This window comes from Pseudomonas sp. MAFF 730105, assembly GCF_055380705.1.
Genome location: NZ_AP018438.1, coordinates 1,365,627 through 1,387,256 on the forward strand (window position 1 = coordinate 1,365,627; position 21,630 = coordinate 1,387,256).

General features: G+C 61.0%; 19 protein-coding genes and 2 tRNA genes. 9 read left to right on the forward strand and 12 right to left on the reverse strand.

Annotated features, from left to right (window positions below; translation table 11 throughout):
* Window positions 1-8: 8 nt before the first annotated feature.
* On the reverse strand, window positions 9-431 hold the full coding sequence (locus tag PCOSP_RS06020) for a quorum-sensing-regulated virulence factor family protein (protein WP_139647447.1): 423 nt from the start codon (window positions 429-431) through the stop codon (window positions 9-11).
* Window positions 432-615: 184 nt separating this feature from the next.
* Here PCOSP_RS06020 and PCOSP_RS06025 point away from each other — a divergent pair, with 184 nt between their 5' ends.
* From PCOSP_RS06025 to PCOSP_RS06035, 3 genes are all read left to right on the forward strand, one after another.
* On the forward strand, window positions 616-1,362 hold the full coding sequence (locus PCOSP_RS06025; RefSeq protein WP_175361577.1) for a tRNA-uridine aminocarboxypropyltransferase: 747 nt from the start codon (window positions 616-618) through the stop codon (window positions 1,360-1,362).
* Window positions 1,363-1,534: 172 nt separating this feature from the next.
* On the forward strand, window positions 1,535-2,188 hold the full coding sequence (gene erdR / locus PCOSP_RS06030; protein WP_055128116.1) for a response regulator transcription factor ErdR: 654 nt from the start codon (window positions 1,535-1,537) through the stop codon (window positions 2,186-2,188).
* 71 nt (window positions 2,189-2,259) lie between these two features.
* A complete protein-coding gene (locus tag PCOSP_RS06035) occupies window positions 2,260-2,622 on the forward strand; it encodes a diacylglycerol kinase (RefSeq protein WP_041023590.1) in 363 nt (120 codons plus the stop codon).
* On the opposite strand, the gene PCOSP_RS06040 is transcribed toward PCOSP_RS06035, so the two are convergent.
* Window positions 2,623-3,549 carry a LysR family transcriptional regulator gene (locus tag PCOSP_RS06040; RefSeq protein ID WP_024780141.1) on the reverse strand — a complete coding sequence of 309 codons (927 nt, stop codon included), beginning with the start codon at window positions 3,547-3,549 and terminating at the stop codon, window positions 2,623-2,625. It abuts the gene before it with no gap.
* Between the two features lie 121 nt (window positions 3,550-3,670).
* Between PCOSP_RS06040 and fpr the strand changes: the two genes are divergently transcribed.
* Window positions 3,671-4,450, forward strand: coding sequence for a ferredoxin-NADP reductase (gene fpr / locus PCOSP_RS06045; protein ID WP_003198368.1), 780 nt, complete (start codon window positions 3,671-3,673; stop codon window positions 4,448-4,450).
* 201 nt (window positions 4,451-4,651) lie between these two features.
* Here the strand turns inward: fpr and tsaA are convergent, their stop codons facing one another.
* The 5 genes from tsaA to rimO all read right to left on the reverse strand — a co-directional run bounded on the left by tsaA (window position 4,652) and on the right by rimO (window position 8,738).
* Window positions 4,652-5,350 (reverse strand): tRNA (N6-threonylcarbamoyladenosine(37)-N6)-methyltransferase TrmO, encoded by a 699-nt coding sequence (gene tsaA / locus PCOSP_RS06050; RefSeq protein ID WP_139647449.1) that lies wholly within the window; start codon window positions 5,348-5,350, stop codon window positions 4,652-4,654.
* A gap of 9 nt (window positions 5,351-5,359) precedes the next feature.
* Window positions 5,360-5,821 carry a YehS family protein gene (locus PCOSP_RS06055; protein WP_139647450.1) on the reverse strand — a complete coding sequence of 154 codons (462 nt, stop codon included), beginning with the start codon at window positions 5,819-5,821 and terminating at the stop codon, window positions 5,360-5,362.
* A 56-nt stretch (window positions 5,822-5,877) separates the two neighbouring features.
* A complete protein-coding gene (locus PCOSP_RS06060) occupies window positions 5,878-6,588 on the reverse strand; it encodes an rRNA pseudouridine synthase (RefSeq protein ID WP_464710543.1) in 711 nt (236 codons plus the stop codon).
* A gap of 75 nt (window positions 6,589-6,663) precedes the next feature.
* Window positions 6,664-7,137: a GNAT family N-acetyltransferase gene (locus PCOSP_RS06065; protein WP_175361574.1), complete on the reverse strand. Its 474-nt coding sequence runs from the start codon at window positions 7,135-7,137 to the stop codon at window positions 6,664-6,666.
* Between the two features lie 260 nt (window positions 7,138-7,397).
* Complete coding sequence (rimO, locus tag PCOSP_RS06070; protein WP_139647454.1) at window positions 7,398-8,738, reverse strand: 30S ribosomal protein S12 methylthiotransferase RimO; 1,341 nt, start codon at window positions 8,736-8,738, stop codon at window positions 7,398-7,400.
* Window positions 8,739-9,071: 333 nt separating this feature from the next.
* On the opposite strand from rimO, the gene PCOSP_RS06075 reads away from it, so the two are divergent.
* From PCOSP_RS06075 to PCOSP_RS06090, 4 genes are all read left to right on the forward strand, one after another.
* Window positions 9,072-10,913, forward strand: coding sequence for a potassium transporter Kup (locus PCOSP_RS06075; RefSeq protein WP_373682512.1), 1,842 nt, complete (start codon window positions 9,072-9,074; stop codon window positions 10,911-10,913).
* A gap of 218 nt (window positions 10,914-11,131) precedes the next feature.
* Window positions 11,132-12,127 (forward strand): L-tyrosine/L-tryptophan isonitrile synthase family protein, encoded by a 996-nt coding sequence (locus PCOSP_RS06080; RefSeq protein ID WP_464710544.1) that lies wholly within the window; start codon window positions 11,132-11,134, stop codon window positions 12,125-12,127.
* A complete protein-coding gene (locus PCOSP_RS06085; RefSeq protein WP_175385075.1) occupies window positions 12,124-12,843 on the forward strand; it encodes an HAD family hydrolase in 720 nt (239 codons plus the stop codon). The genes PCOSP_RS06080 and PCOSP_RS06085 overlap by 4 nt, the downstream gene beginning before the upstream one ends.
* A 27-nt stretch (window positions 12,844-12,870) precedes the next feature.
* Window positions 12,871-14,631 carry an isocyanide synthase family protein gene (locus PCOSP_RS06090; protein ID WP_139647462.1) on the forward strand — a complete coding sequence of 587 codons (1,761 nt, stop codon included), beginning with the start codon at window positions 12,871-12,873 and terminating at the stop codon, window positions 14,629-14,631.
* 113 nt (window positions 14,632-14,744) lie between these two features.
* Here PCOSP_RS06090 and PCOSP_RS06095 read toward each other — a convergent pair whose 3' ends face one another.
* The 4 genes from PCOSP_RS06095 to PCOSP_RS06110 all read right to left on the reverse strand — a co-directional run bounded on the left by PCOSP_RS06095 (window position 14,745) and on the right by PCOSP_RS06110 (window position 19,257).
* Window positions 14,745-16,034 (reverse strand): virulence factor family protein, encoded by a 1,290-nt coding sequence (locus tag PCOSP_RS06095; protein WP_139647464.1) that lies wholly within the window; start codon window positions 16,032-16,034, stop codon window positions 14,745-14,747.
* Window positions 16,034-18,673 carry a bifunctional lysylphosphatidylglycerol flippase/synthetase MprF gene (gene mprF / locus PCOSP_RS06100; RefSeq protein ID WP_464710547.1) on the reverse strand — a complete coding sequence of 880 codons (2,640 nt, stop codon included), beginning with the start codon at window positions 18,671-18,673 and terminating at the stop codon, window positions 16,034-16,036. The genes PCOSP_RS06095 and mprF overlap by 1 nt, the downstream gene beginning before the upstream one ends.
* Window positions 18,674-18,840: 167 nt before the next feature.
* A tRNA-Met gene (locus PCOSP_RS06105) sits at window positions 18,841-18,917 on the reverse strand.
* Between the two features lie 263 nt (window positions 18,918-19,180).
* Window positions 19,181-19,257 (reverse strand) — tRNA-Met (locus tag PCOSP_RS06110).
* A gap of 283 nt (window positions 19,258-19,540) precedes the next feature.
* Between PCOSP_RS06110 and dinB the strand changes: the two genes are divergently transcribed.
* A complete protein-coding gene (gene dinB / locus PCOSP_RS06115) occupies window positions 19,541-20,602 on the forward strand; it encodes a DNA polymerase IV (protein WP_139647468.1) in 1,062 nt (353 codons plus the stop codon).
* Window positions 20,603-20,667: 65 nt separating this feature from the next.
* Here dinB and PCOSP_RS06120 read toward each other — a convergent pair whose 3' ends face one another.
* Window positions 20,668-21,621 carry a hypothetical protein gene (locus tag PCOSP_RS06120; RefSeq protein ID WP_464710549.1) on the reverse strand — a complete coding sequence of 318 codons (954 nt, stop codon included), beginning with the start codon at window positions 21,619-21,621 and terminating at the stop codon, window positions 20,668-20,670.
* Window positions 21,622-21,630 lie beyond the last annotated feature (9 nt).

The following is a 21,630-nucleotide window of genomic DNA, read 5'->3' on the forward strand; positions in this document are numbered from 1 at the left end:
TGGTTTGATTACTTCTTGGTCTTGGCCGGTTTCGGGCAATCCGACTCCTTGAAGCGTTCGGTGGCGACCGGGCGATTGGTCTTAACCTCGGTGAACTCGTAGCGCATGGTTGCACCCTTGGCCATCAATTTGCGGAAACCCGGGTTGGTACAGACTCTGGCGCCCAACTGGAAATACACAGCCTTGGGGTCAGCGCGCATTTGCTGGGCATGGCTGCTTTGCACACTGAGGTGGTTGATCAACTCGGTGCCTTCGACGGTATAGCCTTGATCGAGAATGTCTTCGTTGATTGCTCGCGGGGTGCCGACGCTGCTTTCCGCGGCGACGTTCTGCAGCATTTTGTTCAGTTCGAGTTCTTTCAGCGAGGCAGCCTGGGCGCTGAAGGACGTAGCCAGCAGAACGGCAACGGTAGGGACGATAAGGCGCAGCATGAAACTCTCCTGGTTCAGTGACGGCTATTTCGACCGGTCACATGACTGTGCGTTCAGTGGCGGCGAATTATAGGGGAGGCCGGGTGGACGGTACAGGTTTACGCGCTCTGGTAGACTGGCGGCCTCTATTGCCTTGCCGAGAGTTGTTCGTGTCGAGTTCTTTTGTCCATCGGCGTTGCCCACGATGAATCATGCCCCTAACGCGGTCGCCCGCTTGCGCGACCAGCGCATCGATGAAGGCATCAAGCCGCTACAGGCCCGTGGCTGGCGCGCTCCCCGATGCAGCGCCTGCCGGGTGATCGAGAGCCACTGCCTGTGCGCCTGGCGTCCAAGCGTCGAAACCCGTTCCGGGGTCTGCCTGATCATGACCAACAAGGAAGTGTTCAAACCGAGCAACACCGGCTGGCTGATCGCCGATGTGGTGCGTGACAACCATGCCTTCATCTGGTCGCGCACCGAAGTCGACAAGCAACTGCTGGCGCTGCTCGACGACCCGCAATGGCAACCCTACCTGGTATTTCCCGGCGAATACGTCGAGCCATCGCGCGTCACCCAGACGGTGGACCTCGATCGTTCCAGGCGCCCACTGTTTATTCTGCTGGATGCCACCTGGACGGAGGCGCGCAAGATCTTCCGCAAGAGTCCGTATTTCGACCGCTTGCCGATCCTCAGCCTGCAACCCGACAAGCTGTCGCGCTACCGTTTGCGCCGTTCGACCCGCAGCGAGCATTTGTGCACCGCCGAAGTGGCGGCGCTGTGTCTCGAATTGGCGGGGGACAACGATGCCGCATCGGCCCTGGACGCTTATTTCGATGTGTTCAGCCAGCATTACCTGGGCGCCAAACGGCAGCAGGAGATGGATGTGTCGACTCCGGCTCACGCCGAGCTGCAGCCCTTCATTCACGTATCCCAAGCGGTATTGGCCCCATAGTGGCTCATACTCAGGGCCGTGATGGCTGTGCTGCTTGACCACCCCGGCTGCGCTGGGCATGCTTGGCGCCGACCAGGTGCAGCCGAAGTTCGAAACGCTGCGCGGTGTCTTGAGTTGTTTTGGCGGGGCGCGATTGCATCGGGTCCCCCATAAAAACAGGATCATTTGAAAAATGGCCACATACGAAATCCTGATCGCCGATGACCATCCGCTCTTTCGCAGCGCGTTGCATCAGGCGGTGACCCTGGGCCTTGGCCCGGCTGTCCGGCTGACGGAGGTGGCCAGTATTGCGGAGTTGGAGACTCGGCTGACCGAAAAGGCCGACTGGGATCTGGTCCTGCTGGACCTGAACATGCCTGGCGCGTACGGTTTTTCCGGGCTGGTGCTGTTGCGGGGGCAGTATCCGCAGATACCGGTGGTGATGGTATCCGCCCAGGAAGAGGCCTCGGTGATGGTCAAGGCCCGGGAGTTCGGCGCCAGTGGGTTCATACCCAAGTCGAGTTCTCTGGAGATGATTCAGCAGGCCGTGAGGAAAGTCCTGGACGGCGACGCCGCCTGGCCACCCCAGGCGTTCGAAGCGGTGAGCGTGTCCGAGGAGGCCAAGGCCGCCAGCGAGGGCCTGGCCAGTCTCACGCCGCAGCAGTTCCGAGTGCTGACCATGGTCTGTGAAGGTTTGTTGAACAAGCAGATCGCCTATGAATTGAACGTGTCGGAGGCCACTATCAAGGCCCACGTGACGGCGATCTTTCGTAAACTGAATGTGCGCACCCGGACCCAGGCGGCCCTGTTGCTGCAACAACTTGAGTCAATTTCACCGCAGTCATAGCGTTTTTATTCACGCTTTTTTGACTAGGGTTGAATTAGCTTTCCCACTTCTTTCAATCAGTTGCCCATCCTATGTCACCTTTTAAAGGCCAAACCGGCCTGAAACGCATCCTGAATGCTTCTGGCTACTCCCTGGACGGCCTGCGCGCCGCCTTCACTGGTGAAGCGGCATTCCGTCAACTGGTGCTGCTCAATGTCATCCTCATTCCGCTGTCGTTCTTCCTGAATGTCAGCCGTGTCGAACAGGCGCTGCTGATTGCGGTCTGCCTGCTGGCCTTGATCGTGGAGTTGCTGAACTCGGCAGTGGAAGCGGCCATCGATCGCATTTCCCTGGAACTGCACCCCTTGTCGAAAAACGCCAAGGACATGGGCAGTGCCGCTCAGCTTGTCGCCTTGACCATGATTGCCCTGGTGTGGGGTCTGGTGCTCCTTTAATCAGGCAATGGCCGGCAGCACGATTTCGTCGCTGCGCTGCGCCCCGGCGGTGAATGCCCGACACAGTTCGAGGAATTCGCGCATCGCCGAGGTCTGGTATTTCTGTTTGTGCCAGATGAAATAGAATTGCCGCGCCAGGTCCATGTCCGGCGTTTCCACCGGCACCAGGCTGCCGCGCCGGAATGCGTCGCGCAACGCCAGGCGTGAGATGCAGCCAATCCCCAAACCGGATTCCACGGCGCGCTTGATGGCTTCGGTGTGTTCCAGCTCCAGGCGGATGTTCAGCGCGCTGCGGTGGTGGCGCATGGCTTGATCGAACGTCAGTCGGGTGCCGGAGCCCTGTTCCCGCAGAATCCATGCTTCGTGGGTCAACTCCTCCATGGTTGCCTGGCCGCGCTTGGCCAGCGGGTGCTGAGGTGCGCAGAACACCACCAGCTCGTCCTCGACCCAGCTCTGTACTTCGATGTCCGGGTGGCTGCAATCGCCCTCGATTAGACCCAGATCAATTTCATAGTGGGCGACCTGGTGCACGATATTGGCAGTGTTCTGCACATGCAGCTTCACTTGGCTTTCCGGATGGCGCTGCATGAAGCCGCCGATCAGCAGGGTCGCCAGGTAATTGCCGATGGTCAGGGTCGCGCCGACCGCCAGTGAGCCGAAGCCGGACTTGCCGTTGAGCAGGTCTTCAATCTCCTTGGCCTGGTCCAGCAGCGCCACCGCCTGGGGCAGCAGCTGTTTACCCAAGGCATTGAGGCTCAGGCGCTTGCCGGCGCGGTCGAACAACTGGCAGCTGGATTGCCGTTCCAGTTCGGTAATGGAAGTGCTGGCGGCCGATTGCGACAGATTGAGCTGGCCCGCGGCACGGGAAACGCTCTCTTGCTGGGCGACGGCGACAAAGACCTGGAGTTGACGTAGAGTAAATCGCATATCGATATAACCGATAACCCTTATCTTAATAATTCAGTTAACAGATATTGTCGCCGCCATTAGAATGCGATGCAAATGCGCATATAACGACGCAGGCATCATTCCCAGGAGTCCCACGTACATGAGCAACATGAACCACGAGCGTGTCCTCAGTGTTCATCACTGGAACGACACTCTGTTCAGCTTCAAGTGCACCCGCGATCCGGGCCTGCGCTTCGAGAACGGTCAGTTCGTGATGATCGGCCTGCAACAGCCCAACGGCCGCCCGCTTATGCGTGCTTACTCGATCGCCAGCCCGAACTGGGAAGAGCATCTCGAGTTCTTCAGCATCAAGGTGCCTGATGGCCCGCTGACTTCCCAGCTGCAGCATCTGAAGGAAGGCGACGAGATCATCATCAGCAAGAAACCCACCGGCACCCTGGTGCTGGATGACCTCAAGCCTGGCAAGCACCTGTACCTGCTCAGCACCGGCACCGGCCTGGCGCCGTTCATGAGCGTCATCCAGGATCCGGAAACCTACGAGCGTTTCGAAAAAGTGATCCTGTGCCACGGCGTGCGCTACGTCAATGAAGTCGCCTACCGCGAATTCATCACCGAGCACCTGCCGCAGAACGAATTCTTCGGCGAAGCGCTGCGGGAAAAGTTGATCTACTACCCAACCGTAACCCGTGAGCCGTTCGAGAACGAAGGCCGTCTGACCGACCTGATGCGCAGCGGCAAGCTGTTCCGCGACATCGGCCTGCCGCCGATCAATCCGCAGGACGACCGCGCCATGCTGTGTGGCAGCCCGAGCATGCTGGATGAAACCAGCGAAGTGCTCAACAGCTTCGGCTTGACCGTTTCCCCGCGTATGCGCGAGCCGGGTGACTACCTGATTGAGCGGGCGTTTGTAGAGAAGTAACCTGATTTGGTGGCTGACAGGCCGTCATCGCGAGCAGGCTCGCTCCCACAGGGTTCTGTGTTGATTCATATCTCAAGAACAACCCTGGACCCTCTGTGGGAGCGAGCCTGCTCGCGATGAAAGCGACTCGGTACAACTGAAAGCACCAAAAAAGCCCGCGTTGCCTGATGAAGGCAACGCGGGCTTTTTCGTTTCTGGCGGTCACGGCCGGACGGGAACGACCTCCAGCACCCGGATCAACCCCGGTTGCGGGTAGTGCCAACGGACATCCAGGTCCCAGAACTGCGCACCATATTCCCGCTCTGCTGCAGGAGCCTGGTACGCCGGGCGTGGATCCTGAGCCAGGCATTGTTCGATCAACTCCACCAGGGGCTCCTCCAGGCGCATGGCGTGGTCTCGCGCCTGAAGCAGCGCTGAGTCTGTCCACTGCACCGGAATCAACCCAGGCGCCGCGCTGGCGATGTGGTTGGTCGCCGAGCCGACGATGTCGGCGTAGGGCACGTAGGGCTTGATGTCCAGCACCGGCGTGCCGTCCAGCAGGTCGATGCCCGAGAGCCACAGCCGGCCGGCTTCGACCCGTTCCAGCTTGACCACCGACTGGCCGATGCCATTGGGGCGATGGGTGGCGCGGGTGGCAAACACCCCCATGGACTTGTTACCGCCCAGGCGCGGCGGGCGCACCTTCAAGCGCGGCTTGTCTTCCAGGGCCTGGTGGAACAGGAACAACAGCCAGACGTGACTGACTTGTTCCAGGCCCTGCACCGCATCGCCCTGGTCGAACGGCGCCACCAGCTCCAGCACGCCTCGTGCGGCCGGGGCCAGCTGGGGTTGGCGGGGGATGGCGAACTTCTCCTTGAAGCAGGAGCGGACGAAGCCGATGGGGGACACCGTGTAGGTCATGGCTCGGAGTCAGCCGCGAACGCGCAGTGTCAGCCCCTTGAGGAAGTTACGCAGCAACTGGTCGCCACACGGACGGTAGTTGGTGTGGCCGAACTTGCGAAACAGGGCACTCAGTTCCGGTTTGGACACCGGGAACTCGGCGGCCTTGAGGATCGCGTGCAGATCGTCTTCTTTCAGCTCGAAGGCTACCCTCAGCTTCTTGAGGATGATGTTGTTGGTCACCGGTACTTCGATGGGCTGTGGCGGGCGACTTTCGTCCTTGCCACGCTTGAAGATCACCAGGCCATCGAGAAAGTGCGCCATGACCTCGTCAGGGCAGAACACGAAGCCTTCTTCTTCATCTTTCTTGAGATAACCCGCCAGGTCCGCAAGGGACACGTCCAGGCCGCCCAGTTTGATGATCTCGATGACTTTCTTGTCGCTGATGTCGAGCATGTAGCGCACGCTGCGCAGTACGTCGTTGTGAATCATGTTCAATCCTGATCGATCGGCAATGGGCGCCCCAGACGGCTGCGGCGCCGAAAAAATTAGAATTTCTCTTTGGCAGACAGGTAGCGCCACTGGCCCGGCGGTACCTTGCCGATGGATACGCCGCCGATGCGGATGCGCCGAATGGCGACCACCTTGAGGCCGACGGCCTGGCAGAGCAGGGCGAGGATGCCCGGTTGCGGGTTCTTCATGGCGAAGCGCAGGCGGTTCTCGTTCTGCCAACTGGCCTTGACCGCCGGCAATTCCTTGCCTTTGTAGGTCAGGCCATGGTTCAGGCGATTCAGGCCATGGGCGACCATCTCGCCTTCGACTTCCACCACATATTCCTGCTCGATCTTGGCGGCGTCGGCGGTGAGCTTGCGCAGGATCTTCCAGTCCTGGGTGAACACCAGCAGGCCGCTGGCGTTGGCCTGCAGGTCGGCGCTGGCGGTCAGGCGCAGGAAATGCCCTTTGAGCGGGCGTTTGCCGAAGCGGTGTTCTTCGCTCAGCGTCTCCGGTTTGAGGGTGGCCATTGCCGTGTCGGTATCCATGCCGGCCGGGACATTCATCAGGATCGTCACCGGTTCCGGCGCGGTGGCCTTGGCCTCGGGGTCAAGCTCGACGCGTTGGGCGTCGACCTTGAATTGCGGCTCGTCGACGACTTCACCGTCCACGGTGACCCAGCCACCTTCAATGAACAGCTCAGCCTCCCGACGGGAACAGCCGACAAGTTCGATGAGGCGTTTGGAGAGGCGAATCGGGTCAGTCATGACAGGGCCGTAACAAAAAGAGGGGGGACATTGTACCTGCCTGGCGCCGGTTAATCGCGTGTCCATTTGTCTCGTCTACCCGCGCTGGGCCTTCAGGTCTGGCTGCCTGTAGCGCATGTGCAGCAATGGGTAGGGCTGGTTCATGCCGTCCCGTGCCGAACGGCCGACCACTTCGAAGCCTTGCTTGAGATAGAAGCCCAGGGCTTGTGGGTTCTGTTCGTTGACGTCCAGTTGATCGGCATTCAAGTGGTCCATGGCATAGCGCAGCAATTGCTTGCCCAAACCTTGGCCGCGGTGTTGCGGGTCGATGAACAGCATCTCGACCTTGCCGGCCGCGACACCGGCGAAACCGGTGATGCGCTGGCGGGCGTCCCGGGTGCAGATCAACATCACGGCATCCAGGTAACGGGTGAGCACCAGGTTTTTCAGCAGCTCGATGTAGCTGTCCGGCAGAAAGTCATGGGTAGCCCGTACCGACGCCTCCCAGACTTGGGTCAGTTCCTGATAATCGCTGGGTTTCGGTGTGTGGATGACCGAATGCTGGCGCATGCCCGCCTGTTCCTTGTGCTGGATGTCCTGGGTTTACCCATACGATAGCCGTAAAAAAGCCCCGCATCTTGTCGCAAGAGCGGGGCTTATCAATTTTTGCCTGAATATGAGAACCCTGTGGGAGCCGAGCTTGCTCGCGATAGCGTCGGATCAGCTGGTCTCTCATTCGGCTGACACACCGCTATCGCGAGCAAGCTCGACTCCCACAGGTTCCTCATCGGCTCCCACGGGTACAGCGGTGGTCCGTCAAACCAGTCAGATCAGTTGATCTGTTCAGCCCACAAATCATACTCATCGGCATCGGTCACCTTGCACCAGACCTTGTCGCCGGGCTTGAGGTTGCTGCCGTTGTCGATGAAGACGTTGCCATCGATTTCCGGAGCATCGAAGAAGCAACGACCGACGGCGCCTTGTTCGTCCACTTCATCCACCAGCACTTCGATTTCACGGCCGATGCGCATTTGCAGACGTGCCGAGCTGATGGCCTGCTGGTGCGCCATGAAGCGCTCCCAACGGTCTTGCTTGACGTCATCCGGTACCACGTCCAGGTCCAGGTCGTTGGCGGGTGCGCCGTCGACCGGCGAATACTGGAAGCAGCCGACGCGGTCGAGCTGGGCTTCGGTCAGCCAGTCCAGCAGGTACTGGAAGTCCTCTTCGGTCTCGCCGGGGAAACCGACGATGAAGGTCGAGCGGATGATCAGGTCCGGGCAGATCTCGCGCCAGTTCTTGATGCGCGCCAGGGTCTTGTCTTCGAACGCCGGGCGTTTCATGGCCTTGAGGACTTTCGGGCTGGCGTGCTGGAACGGGATGTCCAGGTACGGCAGGATCTTGCCGGCGGCCATCAGCGGGATCAGTTCATCCACATGCGGGTACGGGTAGACGTAATGCAGGCGGACCCAGACGCCCAGGGTGCTGAGGGCTTCGCACAGTTCGGTCATGCGGGTCTTCACCGGCGCACCGTTCCAGAACCCAGTGCGGTATTTCACGTCGACGCCGTAGGCGCTGGTGTCCTGGGAGATCACCAGCAGTTCCTTGACGCCGGCCTTGACCAGGCGCTGGGCTTCGTCGAGCACATCGCCCACCGGGCGGCTCACCAGCTTGCCGCGCATCGACGGAATGATGCAGAAGCTGCAGCTGTGATTGCAGCCTTCGGAAATCTTCAGGTAAGCGTAGTGACGCGGGGTCAACTTGATGCCTTGTGGCGGCACCAGGTCGATCAGCGGGTTGTGGTCCTGCTTCGGTGGCACCACGTCGTGCACCGCGTTGACCACCTGCTCGTACTGCTGCGGACCGGTCACGGCCAGCACGCTTGGATGCACGTCGCGGATGTTGCCTTCTTCCACGCCCATGCAGCCGGTGACGATGACCTTGCCGTTTTCCTTGATGGCTTCGCCAATCACTTCCAGGGACTCGGCCTTGGCCGAATCGATGAAGCCACAGGTATTGACCACTACCACGTCGGCGTCCTGATACGTGGACACGACGTCATAGCCTTCCATGCGCAGCTGGGTCAGGATGCGTTCGGAGTCGACCAGAGCCTTTGGGCAACCCAGGGATACGAAGCCGACCTTCGGATTGGCTGGCGCGGTAGTGGTGGACATGTCTAACCTCGGTGTAAGGGGATCGTCTCTTGCCGAGACAGGGCGCCTGACGCGCCTCTGATCAAAAAGTGCGCAATTCTAGCGATGGACGAGGCAGTTGACCAGCTTTATACGGGGAAAAACGACGAGTGCTGCGCTATGCTTCGCGCCTTTGTGCTTTATCGGTTTTTATAGTCAACGAAATACCTGTTACGAGATGTAAAGCGGTACATGCTGCGTCATCAAGCATAGTGCTTCGTTCAAGAAGACAGGTCTGGGAATCGGGAGTGTTGGATGGGTCATGCAAGTAGTCAGGCGGCGGGTGCCGAGCATTCGGCAGCGAAGCCGCTGAGCATGCTGGTGGCGGCGGTCGGAGTGGTTTACGGCGACATCGGCACGAGCCCGTTGTACACCCTCAAAGAAGTGTTTACCGGCGGCTACGGCGTGGCGGTCAACCATGACGGGGTGCTGGGCATCCTGTCGCTGATCTTCTGGTCACTGATCTGGGTCGTATCGATCAAGTACATGATGTTCGTCCTGCGCGCCGACAACCAGGGCGAAGGCGGAATCATGGCACTCACCGCCCTGGCGCGGCGCGCGGCGGGGGAGCGGGCGCGGCTGCGTACGTTCCTGGTGATCTGCGGGCTGATCGGCGCCGCGCTGTTTTACGGCGACAGCATGATCACCCCGGCGATTTCCGTATTGTCGGCGATCGAGGGCCTCGGCCTGGCGTTCGAAGGCATCGACCACTGGGTGGTGCCGATATCGCTGGTGGTGCTGGTGGCGCTGTTTCTGATCCAGCGGCACGGCACGGCGCGGATCGGCATCCTGTTCGGCCCGATCATGGTGACCTGGTTCCTGGTGCTTGGTGCGCTCGGCATCTATGGCATCAGCCGGCAACCAGAGGTGCTGTTGGCCGTTAACCCCGCCTGGGCCGTGCGTTTCTTCGTGGTCCATCCGGGCATGGGCGTGGCGATCCTCGGCGCGGTGGTGTTGGCGCTGACCGGCGCCGAAGCGCTGTACGCCGACATGGGCCACTTTGGCCGTAAACCGATTGCCCGTGCCTGGTTCCTCCTGGTGCTGCCGGCGCTGGTGCTCAATTATTTCGGCCAGGGGGCATTGCTGCTGGGCGACCCGGAAGCGGCGCGTAACCCGTTCTATCTGCTGGCGCCAAGCTGGGCGCTGATCCCGCTGGTGGGCTTGTCGACGTTGGCGACGGTGATCGCTTCGCAAGCAGTGATCTCCGGCGCGTTTTCCCTGACCCGCCAGGCGATCCAGCTGGGTTATATCCCGCGCATGTACATCCAGCACACCTCCAGCGCCGAACAGGGCCAGATCTACATCGGCGCGGTGAACTGGTCGCTGATGGTGGGTGTGGTGCTGCTGGTGCTGGGGTTCGAATCCTCCGGTGCGCTGGCGTCGGCCTACGGTGTGGCGGTGACTGGCACCATGCTGATGACCACCGTCCTGGTGTCGGCCGTGATGCTGCTGCTGTGGAAATGGCCGCCGCTGCTGGCGGTGCCGGTGCTGCTCGGTTTCCTGCTGGTGGATGGCCTGTACTTCGCCGCCAACGTGCCGAAGATCATTCAGGGCGGCGCATTCCCGGTCGTCGCCGGTATCGCCTTGTTCGTGTTGATGACCACCTGGAAACGCGGCAAGCAGTTGCTGGTGGAACGTCTCGACGAAGGTGCCTTGCCGCTGCCGATCTTCATCAGCAGCATCCGTGTGCAGCCGCCCCATCGCGTACAGGGCACCGCGGTGTTCCTGACCGCGCGCTCCGACGCCGTGCCTCACGCGCTGTTGCACAACCTGCTGCACAATCAGGTATTGCACGAACAAGTCGTCCTGTTGACGGTGGTGTACGAGGACATCCCACGGGTTCCGCCGCAGCGACGCTTCGAGGTCGATTCCTATGGCGAAGGCTTCTTCCGGGTGATCCTGCATTTCGGCTTCACCGACGAGCCGGACGTGCCCCAGGCCCTCAAGCTCTGTCATCTGGATGACCTGGACTTCAGCCCGATGCGCACCACCTACTTCCTCAGTCGCGAGACGGTCATTGCGTCCAAGCTCGAGGGCATGGCCCGCTGGCGCGAGTTGCTGTTCGCCTTCCTGCTGAAGAATGCCAATGGCAACCTGCGCTTCTTCAATCTGCCGGTGAACCGGGTGATCGAGTTGGGGACGCAAGTCGAGATGTAGCATCGGAACGGTCAACCAAAAGCCCCCGTTGCCTTGCGGCAGCGGGGGCTTTTTTGCGGCATTTGTCCGGGTATTCCGTGACAGGACTGTCCTGTGGTGCTTCGTAAAAATTTGACAAGTGTTTGCTTTTTGTAGGATTTTTACCCGCCCGCAGATCAAGGAGTATCTGCCGGTGGCCAAGGATTTGGCTACCGTCACCATCAAACAAGGGATTGTCTATGCAGGGTTCAACTACCGTTGCTCAACAGGTGGGCGGTCAGCGCGTGCACGAGCATCAGCCCGTCTCGTCCCAGAACATTGCCCACCAGATTCTCGAATGCCTGTTTCGCCGTCGCAGCCTCGCCCCCGGGGAAAGCGACGAACTCTCTTTGCAGGTGCTGGAACCCCATCTGGCGAAAGTCATGCGGGCAGTCGAGAGCGGTCGCAAAGTTGAAATGGTCTTGCCGGCCTTTCCCGGAAAATCCCCCAGCCGCAAGAAGACCCTGAGTCACCTGCCTGATCTGGCTGAATACCATGCCATCGACGAGCTCCATCGGCTGTGTGCGGAAATCCAGGCGATCTACGCGCCGGGTGCGCTGATCCACATCTGCTCCGATGGTTATGTGTTTGCCGATCTGGTGCGTGTTCCCGATGCGGACGTCAAGGCGTATACGGACTCGATCCAGGACTACGCCGAGCAGCACTACGGCGGTATGTTCGCCCATTTCGACCTCAGAAATGCCTACCCTCAGCTCGACTGTCTGGACGCCATGCGCGAAGAAATGATGATCGAGCACGGTCAATCATTGATCCTGTTGCAACAGCGCTTCAAGGATGACCCGCACATGATGTTGATGTATTGCGGCATCCATCGCTTCCTGTCCGAGGACTACTCGGGGCTCGAGGCATTCGCTGGCATGAGCCTCAACGCGGTGAAGAAGATCGCCAAGCCGGCCTCTCAGCGGGTGATCCAGCGCAGTGAGGCCTGGAGCGCGTTGCTGCAGGCGCGCTATCCGGATTGCCTGCGCCTGTCGATCCACCCGCAACTGGCGGTGTCGACGAAAATCGGCATCCGCCTCGTGCCGACCAGTGACCTGTGGCGTACGCCCTGGCATTCGGTGGCAATCAAGCGGCGGGGTGTGGTCACGCTCGAAAAGCGCAGCAATGTCGACGAGCGTTTCCATCGACTGGTCTTTCGCAAGGGGCGTCCTTGTCACTACGCCAGTGCCCAATGAGGGCGTCTCGGTTGCGGATCGATGCGGTGCTCTTCGATCTGGACGGTACCCTGGTGGACACCTTGCCGGACATCACCTGGAGCCTGAACCAGGTATTGCTGGAGCACGGATGTCCGGCGCTGACCGCGGAAGCGGTGCGGGACTATATCGGCGGCGGCACCACGGCGATGATCGAGGCGGTAGCGACGCAGTTTGGCATCGCCGATGCGGCCATGCTGCATCAACGTTATGTAGCGATGTACCAAGATCATCTGGTGCAGTTTTCCAAGCCTTTCAACGGTGTATTGGCAGTGCTCGAGGGCTGCCGAGCGCTACAGCTGCCGCTGGCGATCGTGACCAACAAAGCCGAGGTCATGGCCTGCCAGGTCGCTGATGCGCTGCTCGCGCACACGGCCTTCAAGGCGATCCTGGGGCATCGCGCCGGCCGGCCACTCAAACCCCAGCCGGAGGTGGCGTGGGACGCCGCTCGGCGGTTGTCGGTCGAGCCCCGCCATTGCCTGTTCGTTGGTGACACCGAGATCGACCTGCAAACCGCCCGCGCTGCGGGTATGCCCTCGGCAATGGTCGCCTGGGGCTATGGCTCGGGGTGCACCTGGCAGGCCCAGGCCCCGGACTTCTACTGTGAACAGCCGGCCGGGCTGTTACACATCCTCAAGCAACACCGTGGCGCCGCGCAGGCATTCACCGAGCGTGGCGATACCGTCAAATCCTGTTGATATACCCACTCTCAAGGAAGCTGTTCCATGGAACATAGAGACGCCTGGATCACGGCCGTCAGCGATTTGCTGGCCGGTTACCTGTTCAAGGGCACGGATGATCGTTTCGAAACACAGGGCCGGGACCATCTGGCGCACCGGCTGGGGCAATGCTTCGATCAGCGCCGTCCGGTACGCCTGATCCTGCCGGGCTTTCCCTGCAAATCCCCCAATGCCATCGACCAGACCTTCGGCGTGCTGCCGGACTATGGCGAGTTCATGGCCATCGAGCGCCTCGATCAGATGGGCCAAGCGATTGCCGCGCTGCATGAGCCGGGGTGTGTGGTATCGATCCTCAGCGATGGAACGACTTTCAACGACATCGTCGGGGTGACCGACGAGGTTCGTGCTACCTATAACCGGGCGCTGCGTGAACTGTGTACGACCCACACGATTGAGTGGGTCAGCATGGAAGACTTGTTCCCGCAGGCACAAAGTGCCGAGTCGGTGCGCGCCAGCCTGGTCAAGCAGGCCCGGTTGCCCTGGAAAAACCTGGGAGACCTGATCGAGCAGAGCCGGCACGATGAAGCCCTCGGTAGGACCCATGACAATCTCTGCAGTCATCTCTACAACGACCTGCGCCTGTGCCGCGAGGACGGGCAGAGCGAGGACGAGTACCTGCAGCAGATCAACTACAAGGCCTACCAGATGATGCTGCGCGGGCAGGCCTTGAATGCGGCGGTGGATCGCTTCTTCCCCGATGACATTCGACTGTCGGTCCACCAATACAACAATGCCGGGCCCAAGTTTACCGTCGGGCTGGCCGAAGGGTTGAGCCGCGCCGACAGCCCCTGGCACGCCGTGCCGGTGTGCAACCTCGATGGGAGCCAGCACCTGCGGGCGCGGGCCCAGGTCGACCTTGACCAGCATGTGCTGGTCACTTGGCAGGGGCGGCCGTGGCTTTACCACCAGACAGAAGGTCCCCAGGCACAAGGCTTTGAGTTCGAGCTGCAAAAGCTCCCGCTCTTTGGCCTGGTGGTCCGGGATCCGTTGGGGTTGGGTTTCGAGCGACTGTCCACGGGGCTGCTGGAGTCATTGGTGGAAACCTTCGGCTTTGTTTGCCTCAAGGGTTGTCATTTTGAGGACCAGGACAGTTTCGCCCGCAGTTGCGAACGCTTTGGCACGTTGTACGAATGGGCCTTTGGCGCCGTGCATGTGGTCAAGCCTGCGGACAAACCGCAGGGCGTGGTGCACTCGCTGGAGAAGACGCCTTTGCACTGGGACCTGAACATGCTGCCCGACAGCGATGCACAGGTGCAGCGCAATCCGAAATTCTGCGCCAGCAAGTTCATGTTGTATTGCAAGACGGCGCCGCTGCCGGGCGAAGGCCAGACCACTGTCGTCGACAGCCGGAACGTGCTGCGCAAGGTCGGGCAACGCGTCGCTCGGCAATGGCAGGCGGTGAACATCACCTACTACACCAAGATGACCTACTTCGGCGGTTCGCCGCGCATGTACAGTCTGGTGGATCGTCACCCCCGTAGCGGTGAACTCATCCTGCGTTACCAGGAGGGTACCGATTCGACGCTGCAGACCCTCAGCCAGTCCGTGCAGGATCATGACGAGGCGGCTCAACAAGCGTTGCTGGAGCAGGTCAACAGCCTGGTCTACGACCCGGAGTGCCTGATTGCCCATCCGTGGAGCGAAGGTGATCTGGTGCTGATCGACAACTATCGAACACTGCATGGGCGGCTGCCGATGTCGGCGGGGTCTGCTTCGCGGGAGTTGTGGCGGGTGCAGGTCTACTAAGACCAATCCCCTTGGTGGGGGCGAGCTGGCTCGCGAAGACGCCAGCACCGCTACAACAAAAAGCCCCTGCACGCTGTAAAGCGGCAGGGGCTTCTTGTTAAGCCAGCATCGGATTACTGATCGGCAGGCTTGGGCTGGCGCTTGTTGATCTCATCGATCAGGCGCTTGGCCAGGGCCGGGTAGTTTTCGTCGAAGTGATGGCCGCCCGGCAGTTTGATGGCTTCCCCTACGGCGGTCTTGTCGGTGCAGCCGCTTTCGTCGGCTTCTTCACCGCCGTAGATGCACACCACTTTCTCGGCCGGCAACTTGGCCATTTCCGGGCCGGTGGCGGCTTCGGTACCGGCGTTGCCGAGCCAGCCTTCGACTTCGATCTCGAAGCTGCCGGTGCGGGCGAAGGCCAGCAGGATGATTGCGTCGATCCGCTGCTGTTCGGTGGCCGGCAAGCGGTTGTAGATCGCCGGCAACACATCGGCACCGAAAGAGTAGCCGGTCAGGATGAAGCGCTTGGTGCCCCAGACCTGGCGGTAGTGCTGCATCAGTTCGGCAAGGTCCACCGCGCTCTGCTCCGGACTCTTGTGCTGCCAGTAGTAGCGCAGGGTGTCGATGCCAACCACCGGGTAGCCGATCTTGGCCATTTCATCAGCTACGTCGCGGTCCAGGTCACGCCAGCCGCCATCGCCGGAGAGGAACAGGGTTACGGTATCCCGGGCCTGGCTCGCAGGCACCTCGACCACTGGAATGGCCAGGCCACCCTTGGCCTTGTCGGTGCCGACGAGAATCTTGCGCAGTTCGTTGTTCAGCACCTGCGGCAGGTTGATGTCATAGTCGCTGATGCTGGTTTCGGCATTCTTCTGATCCCTTACGAACGCGGCGCTGGTGTCGTCGGGGTTGTCGTTCCAGGCGACCAGCCAGTGACCGTGGGCCGCGGTTTTGGGCAGCAGGTGCGTGCAGCCGGGTTTTTCCAGGGCCAGGTCCACCGAAATGGCCTTGACCTTGTCATCCTTCTGTTCGGCCAGCCAACGCCACGCGAGCACGGCGCCCGGGCCAATACCGCTGACCAGCGTCGCCGGCCCTTGCAGCTCTCTCAGGCCCGCTTGCAAAGCGCGACCCTGCAGCATGCAGTCCTTGGGCAGGATCACCTGAACGATCTGTGCCGAGCCGGCGCGGCTGAGGGTCGTCAATTGGGTGTCGCTGAGCTTCTGGTCTTCATTGACCGCCACCAGCACCTGGGCGCGAGGCTTGGTGCCAGGAATGACGCGAGTCATCGGCGCGCCGTCGGTGGGGGTCAGTTGTTCAAGGGTGGGTTGCGGGGCCGGGCGGTTCCAATACCAATAACCGCCACCGAGAATCACCGCCAGCACCAACAGGGCGGCCACTACGTATCGCCAGGAGCGTTGCATCATCAGCGTTTCACCAGTCCAGTCAGGCCGCCTGCAATCAAGGCGGCAGTATCGGCCAGCGCCACCAGCGGATCGAGTCCGGCGGGCACGGCCATGTAACGAGGTTCCCAGTCAGGCTGGAATTTGTCTTTGAAACGGCGCAGCCCCTGGAAGTTGTAGAGCTGCTCGCCACGGCGAAACACCATCGAACCCAGGCGCTGGGTCAATGGCGCACCACGACGCGGTTGCAGGCCCGAAAGCGGGACCATGCCAAGGCTGAAGCGGGCGTAATCATGGTTCTTATAATGCTGGATCAAGCCGACCATCATGAATTCCATGGTCAGCTTCGGTGCCTCGGGGTGGGCACGCATCAGGTCCAGGCTGGCCAGCTCATGGCTGTGGGTTTCCAGCAGGTTGGCGAATGCCACGGGACGGCCTTCGAAGCGAATCACGGCGATGCGGAAATGCTTGAGGTAGTCGTCGCTGAAGCGGCCCAGGGAAAAGCCTTTCTCGCGTACGTTCTTGCCAGTCAGCCAGGCATCGGAGATGACCTTGAGCTCATCCATTGGCGCGTGCCCGGGTTCATGGATCTCCAGCGACAGCCCGTCCCGGGTGCCGCGGTTCCAGGTGTAGCGCAGGTCCTTCATCTCCTTGCCCTTGGCCTCGAGGTCGAAACGCTTGAGGTCGACCCGGGCTTCCTCACCCAGCTTGATCGCCGTCAGGCCGATGTCCATGTAGTACGGCAGGTTCTCGGCGCGCACCTGGTAGAACACCGGGCGGGCGTGGTGGATGTCGCACAGGTCGCGAAACTGCCAGATCATCTCGGCCCGTTGCTGGGTCGGTCCGATCGGGTCATACAAGGCCACCAGGCTACGACCACGGCGGGCGTACATCAGGAACGCCTCGTCGTTGGGGTGGAACAGCAACGCCTTGTCACCGGTCAGGGCCAGGCCGCCGTCAGGCTGCGAAGACGACATGAGGATCGTCCTGGCCCGCTCCAGCTCTTCTGCCGTGGGCAGATGGATCACCGGTCGCGCGGTGCGCAACAGCCAGGTCAGGGAGACCACCACCAGCAGCACGGCGGCCCCCAGCAGCGAGCGCAGGCCGCGGGGAGCGTCGGCATCGAGGGTGAACTGCCACCACAGCTGATGGCTGTAGGGCACGTCCTGGTAGGCGAACAGCAGCAGCCAGATCGACGCACCAAGCACGCAGAGACTGGCGATCAGGAACAGTGGAGAAAAAGGCAGTTCGGTCAGGCGACTCGGACGGTAGAAGGAGCGCCGGAAGACCGCCAGCAGGGCCGCCGTCGAGGTCAGCAGCGTGGCTTCCTCCCAGTCAAAACCCTTGAGCAGGGAGAGCAGGGCGCCTACCAGCAGCAAGACGGTGGTCAGCATCCAGGCCGCCGACAGGCGACGGCGCAAGCCCTGGGCGAGCAACAGGCACAACACGCCCACCAGGCTGGCGCCGAAGTGCGACGCGTCCACCAACCGATGGGGAATCAGGAAACCGATGTGCTCCAAGCGTGTATCGATCTCCGGGGTCACGCCGGAAAACAGCAGCACCACACCGGACAGGAACACCAGTACCGCCAGGATCGGCGCCGCGAAGCCTGATGCCGCCCGCAGCGTCTGGCGTGTCTGGAACAGTCGCTGGGCCTCGTTGATCAACAGCAGCACGCAGGCCACCAGCATCGGCAGTAGCACGTAGATCAAGCGATACAGCAGCAGGGCGGCGGCCAGTGGCGCGGCGCCCAGTTTGTCGGCAAAGGCCGCCAGCAGGATCGCTTCGAACACCCCGACGCCGCCAGGTACATGGCTGAGCACGCCAGCGGCCAGCGCCAGCAGGTAGACCAGCAGGAACGCGCCGAATGGCGGCGTCTCGGGCAGCAACAGATACAGCACCGTGGCGGCTGCCGCGACATCCAGCGCCGTGATGATCAGTTGCAGGAAGGTCAAGCGTCGGCTCGGCAGGCGCAGGGTGCGACGTCCGGCCTTGACCAGGAGGGCATCCCGATGAGGTTGCTCCGGCAAGCGTCGACGGTAGATGCCGATGGCCAGTACGCTCATGAGCAACAGCACCGCCAGGGAGACCGCCGCCAGCAAGAACACGGGCAGGTGCAGCGCGGCGGATGCGGCAGGCAGGTTGCTGAGGGTGGCCAGGGCGGCCAGTGGCGGTAGCGCGCAGCCCAGAGACAGACTGGCGAACAACGTCATGTGGGCGACGTCCGCAGCGCCGAGGCCATGGCGAGCATACAGGCGATAGCGAACCGAACCGCCTGACAGCAGCGACAGCCCAATGGCATTGCCAATGGCAAACGCGGTGAACCCGCCCAGGACCAGGGTCTGTGGCGGCAACGTCACGCCGGCATAGCGGCTCGCCGACCATTCGTAGCCCAGCAGAATGATGAAGCCGGCCACCGTGGCGGCGACCGCACCGAGCAGGGCAGGCCGGGGCACGTCGAGAATCGAGTCGTGCAGTGCGTAAAGATCGAGTTCACTCAGAAGATGGCGACAGGCAACCAATGCAATCGCAAACAGCAATAGCGTGATGGCAAGGCCGATGGGTTGACGGTACTGGCTGATCCGGTCCAGCCAGCGCAGTCGTTCGGCCTTGATCGGTTGTGTCGCGGTAACAGTGTCCTGCGGGTCAGAATTTGCGCGCATCAATCACCTCTTGAGCTATGCGCGACAGGATGGGGGTATCCAGCCAAGTTACCAATCCCTTCGGCAGAAAATAATTACAAAACTTTTGTAATGAGGCCGATTGTAGACAAGCCAAAAAATAACAGGCACAAAAAAGGCCACTCTTTCGAGTAGCCTTTCTTGATGTTTGGTTGCGGGAGCCGGATTTGAACCGACGACCTTCGGGTTATGAGCCCGACGAGCTACCAGGCTGCTCCATCCCGCGTCTGTGAGGCGGCATTCTACAGGCGAACGCTTGAGTGTCAACTGTTAAAAGGGAGTGAAGGCAAATTAATGACCGAAGCGTCCCTTTCCTTCCTAAATACCAGAAATTAAAAGGGAAATTGTCCTACAACTCCGGGCTCGTTGGCGCCGGCCAGCGTGACGGGTGAGTGCTCCCTCGCGTAGCAAAGGAACGCAGTCAGGGGCGTTATGAAAAAGACGCACGCACAAAAAAGGCCACTCTTTCGAGTAGCCTTTCTTGATGTTTGGTTGCGGGAGCCGGATTTGAACCGACGACCTTCGGGTTATGAGCCCGACGAGCTACCAGGCTGCTCCATCCCGCGTCTGTGAGGCGGCATTCTACAGAGGATCGCCAGGCTGTCAACCCTTGTGTTAGAAAAAACTGTTCCGCTTCAAGTGCTTAGCCACTCAAAAAAGCATTGTGACCGTGCTGTGACGCAGGCGGGGCAAGGGCTGCGGCTCTATTGGGCGGTTCGGTGCGATTGAAGAAATACATTTTACGTAGCCCTTTTCCAGGCTAAGCGTCGGATCTTTCAAACTACTGGTGCTATATACAGTTCCGGATGCGATACTGGCGGTCCGACTCGCCCCATATCCTGCTTCTTTATGACGCAACGCAAAATCATCCACGTCGACTGCGATTGCTTCTATGCCGCCATCGAGATGCGCGATGATCCGCGGCTGGCCGGCAAACCCATGGCGGTCGGTGGTTCGGCGGATCGACGGGGCGTGATCGCGACCTGCAACTACGAGGCACGGGCCTACGGTGTACGCTCGGCCATGTCCTCCGGGCACGCCTTGAAACTCTGCCCGGACCTGATCATCGTCAAGCCCAGGATGGACGCCTATCGCGAGGCGTCGAAGGAAATTCAGGGCATCTTCCGTGATTACACGGACCTGATCGAGCCGCTGTCCCTGGATGAGGCCTACCTGGACGTTTCCGCCAGCGCCCATTTCGGCGGTAGCGCCACTCGCATCGCCCAGGACATTCGCCGGCGCGTATCCAATCAGTTGCACATCACAGTGTCCGCCGGTGTCGCCCCGAACAAATTCTTGGCCAAAATTGCCAGTGATTGGAAAAAACCCAACGGCCTATTCGTCATCACCCCGGACCAGGTCGAGGATTTCGTCTCGGCCCTGCCGGTCAGCAAGCTCCACGGTGTTGGCAAGGTGACGGCCGACAAGCTGAACAGGCTTGGAATTGCCGATTGCCTGCAATTGCGTCAGTGGGACAAGCTGGCGCTGGTACGCGAATTCGGCAGTTTCGGTGAGCGACTCTGGGGTCTGGCTCGTGGGATCGATGAGCGTCTGGTGCACAACGACAGTCGACGTCAGTCCATCAGTGTGGAAAACACCTACGATGTCGACCTGCCCGATCTGGCGAGCTGCCTCGATAAACTGCCGGAGCTGATGGAAACCCTCAGCGGGCGTATGGCGCGCATCGACAGTAGCTATCGGCCCGGCAAGCCATTCGTCAAAGTGAAATTCCACGACTTCACCCAGACCACCCTGGAACAGTCAGGGGCAGGGCGGGACCTGGGTAGTTACCAGTCGCTGTTGACCCAGGCATTCAATCGCGGCGCGAAGCCGGTGCGGTTGCTGGGGATCGGGGTTAGGCTGGAGGATTTGCGCGGAGGGTTCGAGCAGTTGGAGTTGTTTGAGCGGTGATGCCTTGGCGGGCTGCTCAGAAGGCTTTTTGTGGGGAGGGGATAAATCCCCTCCCCACAGGAGTGTCAGTGAGCGCCCGGATCCGCCACCAACCGTCCGCCGCTCTTGGTCAGTGCCTTCATGAACTCGGCCTGCAATTCCGGATCGTTGCGGGTCAGTTCGATCAGGCTTTGTTCCAGTTCGCTGGCTTCTTCTTCCAGGCCCAGCTCCGAGAGGCGCTTGACCCGATGAACCCACTGGCTCACCTCGTCGTCTTCCAGATCGTCGTAGATCAAGGCGTGGGCTTCCACCAGCTTGCTGCGCAAGGTGCTACTGATGCTCAGGGATGAGTCGGTGTGCACCTCGTCCTGGGCGTCTGTCACGCTGATCTGCAACTTGCCGAATTGGCTCAGGTCCTGCTCGGCAAATGGGCTTTCCAGCAGATTGAGGCGCAGCACGCCATTGCGGTCGGTGCTCAGCTCGAACGTCTGCCGGCCGGCCTTGACCTCGACCGGGCGTTCGCTCCAGGGCAGGCTCGAGTGCTCCGTGCGTTTGTCTCGCTGGACTTCATCGATGCCCGCCAGGTTCTGTTGGGCGCGGCCATGGGAGGGGGCGTTCATGAACGGGTTCAGCCCGGCGACACCGTAGCTGAGCCAGTCATGGGTCACCGTCTCCGGCAGGTTGCCGAGGGCAAACACATTGACCACGTTCGCGCCGATGCCGGCTACCACCGCCACCGCGCCCAGCGGGATCTCGTAGATTTCCCGCCAGGGTTGGTACGGTGTATAGCGATCGTAGCGACGCGTGACTTCGAATTCGGTGACTTCGAAGGTCTTCTGCTCATGGACCCGTACCCGGCGCTGCGGCAGGTCGAGCACCTTGGGTTCGCCCACATCGATCTGCAGGCTATGGTCGAGCAACTTACGCTCGACCCGCTCTTCGTGCTCGCTGCGTTGCGACATTTGGTTGGCACAGCCGCTGACCAGCAGGGCGCCGCAGAGCGCGGCGCCACCGAGGCCTAAGGTGTTTCGCTTGAACATGACGTCTCT

Excerpts from the sequence above, each read along its gene's own strand:
- PCOSP_RS06020 (WP_139647447.1), bottom strand. The coding sequence starts at position 431 with ATGCTGCGCCTTATCGTCCCTACCGTTGCCGTTCTGCTGGCTACGTCC.
- PCOSP_RS06025 (WP_175361577.1), top strand. The coding sequence starts at position 616 with ATGAATCATGCCCCTAACGCGGTCGCCCGCTTGCGCGACCAGCGCATC.
- erdR (WP_055128116.1), top strand. The coding sequence starts at position 1,535 with ATGGCCACATACGAAATCCTGATCGCCGATGACCATCCGCTCTTTCGC.
- PCOSP_RS06035 (WP_041023590.1), top strand. The coding sequence starts at position 2,260 with ATGTCACCTTTTAAAGGCCAAACCGGCCTGAAACGCATCCTGAATGCT.
- PCOSP_RS06040 (WP_024780141.1), bottom strand. The coding sequence starts at position 3,549 with ATGCGATTTACTCTACGTCAACTCCAGGTCTTTGTCGCCGTCGCCCAG.
- fpr (WP_003198368.1), top strand. The coding sequence starts at position 3,671 with ATGAGCAACATGAACCACGAGCGTGTCCTCAGTGTTCATCACTGGAAC.
- tsaA (WP_139647449.1), bottom strand. The coding sequence starts at position 5,350 with ATGACCTACACGGTGTCCCCCATCGGCTTCGTCCGCTCCTGCTTCAAG.
- PCOSP_RS06055 (WP_139647450.1), bottom strand. The coding sequence starts at position 5,821 with ATGATTCACAACGACGTACTGCGCAGCGTGCGCTACATGCTCGACATC.
- PCOSP_RS06060 (WP_464710543.1), bottom strand. The coding sequence starts at position 6,588 with ATGACTGACCCGATTCGCCTCTCCAAACGCCTCATCGAACTTGTCGGC.
- PCOSP_RS06065 (WP_175361574.1), bottom strand. The coding sequence starts at position 7,137 with ATGCGCCAGCATTCGGTCATCCACACACCGAAACCCAGCGATTATCAG.
- rimO (WP_139647454.1), bottom strand. The coding sequence starts at position 8,738 with ATGTCCACCACTACCGCGCCAGCCAATCCGAAGGTCGGCTTCGTATCC.
- PCOSP_RS06075 (WP_373682512.1), top strand. The coding sequence starts at position 9,072 with ATGCTGGTGGCGGCGGTCGGAGTGGTTTACGGCGACATCGGCACGAGC.
- PCOSP_RS06080 (WP_464710544.1), top strand. The coding sequence starts at position 11,132 with ATGCAGGGTTCAACTACCGTTGCTCAACAGGTGGGCGGTCAGCGCGTG.
- PCOSP_RS06085 (WP_175385075.1), top strand. The coding sequence starts at position 12,124 with ATGAGGGCGTCTCGGTTGCGGATCGATGCGGTGCTCTTCGATCTGGAC.
- PCOSP_RS06090 (WP_139647462.1), top strand. The coding sequence starts at position 12,871 with ATGGAACATAGAGACGCCTGGATCACGGCCGTCAGCGATTTGCTGGCC.
- PCOSP_RS06095 (WP_139647464.1), bottom strand. The coding sequence starts at position 16,034 with ATGATGCAACGCTCCTGGCGATACGTAGTGGCCGCCCTGTTGGTGCTG.
- mprF (WP_464710547.1), bottom strand. The coding sequence starts at position 18,673 with ATGCGCGCAAATTCTGACCCGCAGGACACTGTTACCGCGACACAACCG.
- dinB (WP_139647468.1), top strand. The coding sequence starts at position 19,541 with ATGACGCAACGCAAAATCATCCACGTCGACTGCGATTGCTTCTATGCC.
- PCOSP_RS06120 (WP_464710549.1), bottom strand. The coding sequence starts at position 21,621 with ATGTTCAAGCGAAACACCTTAGGCCTCGGTGGCGCCGCGCTCTGCGGC.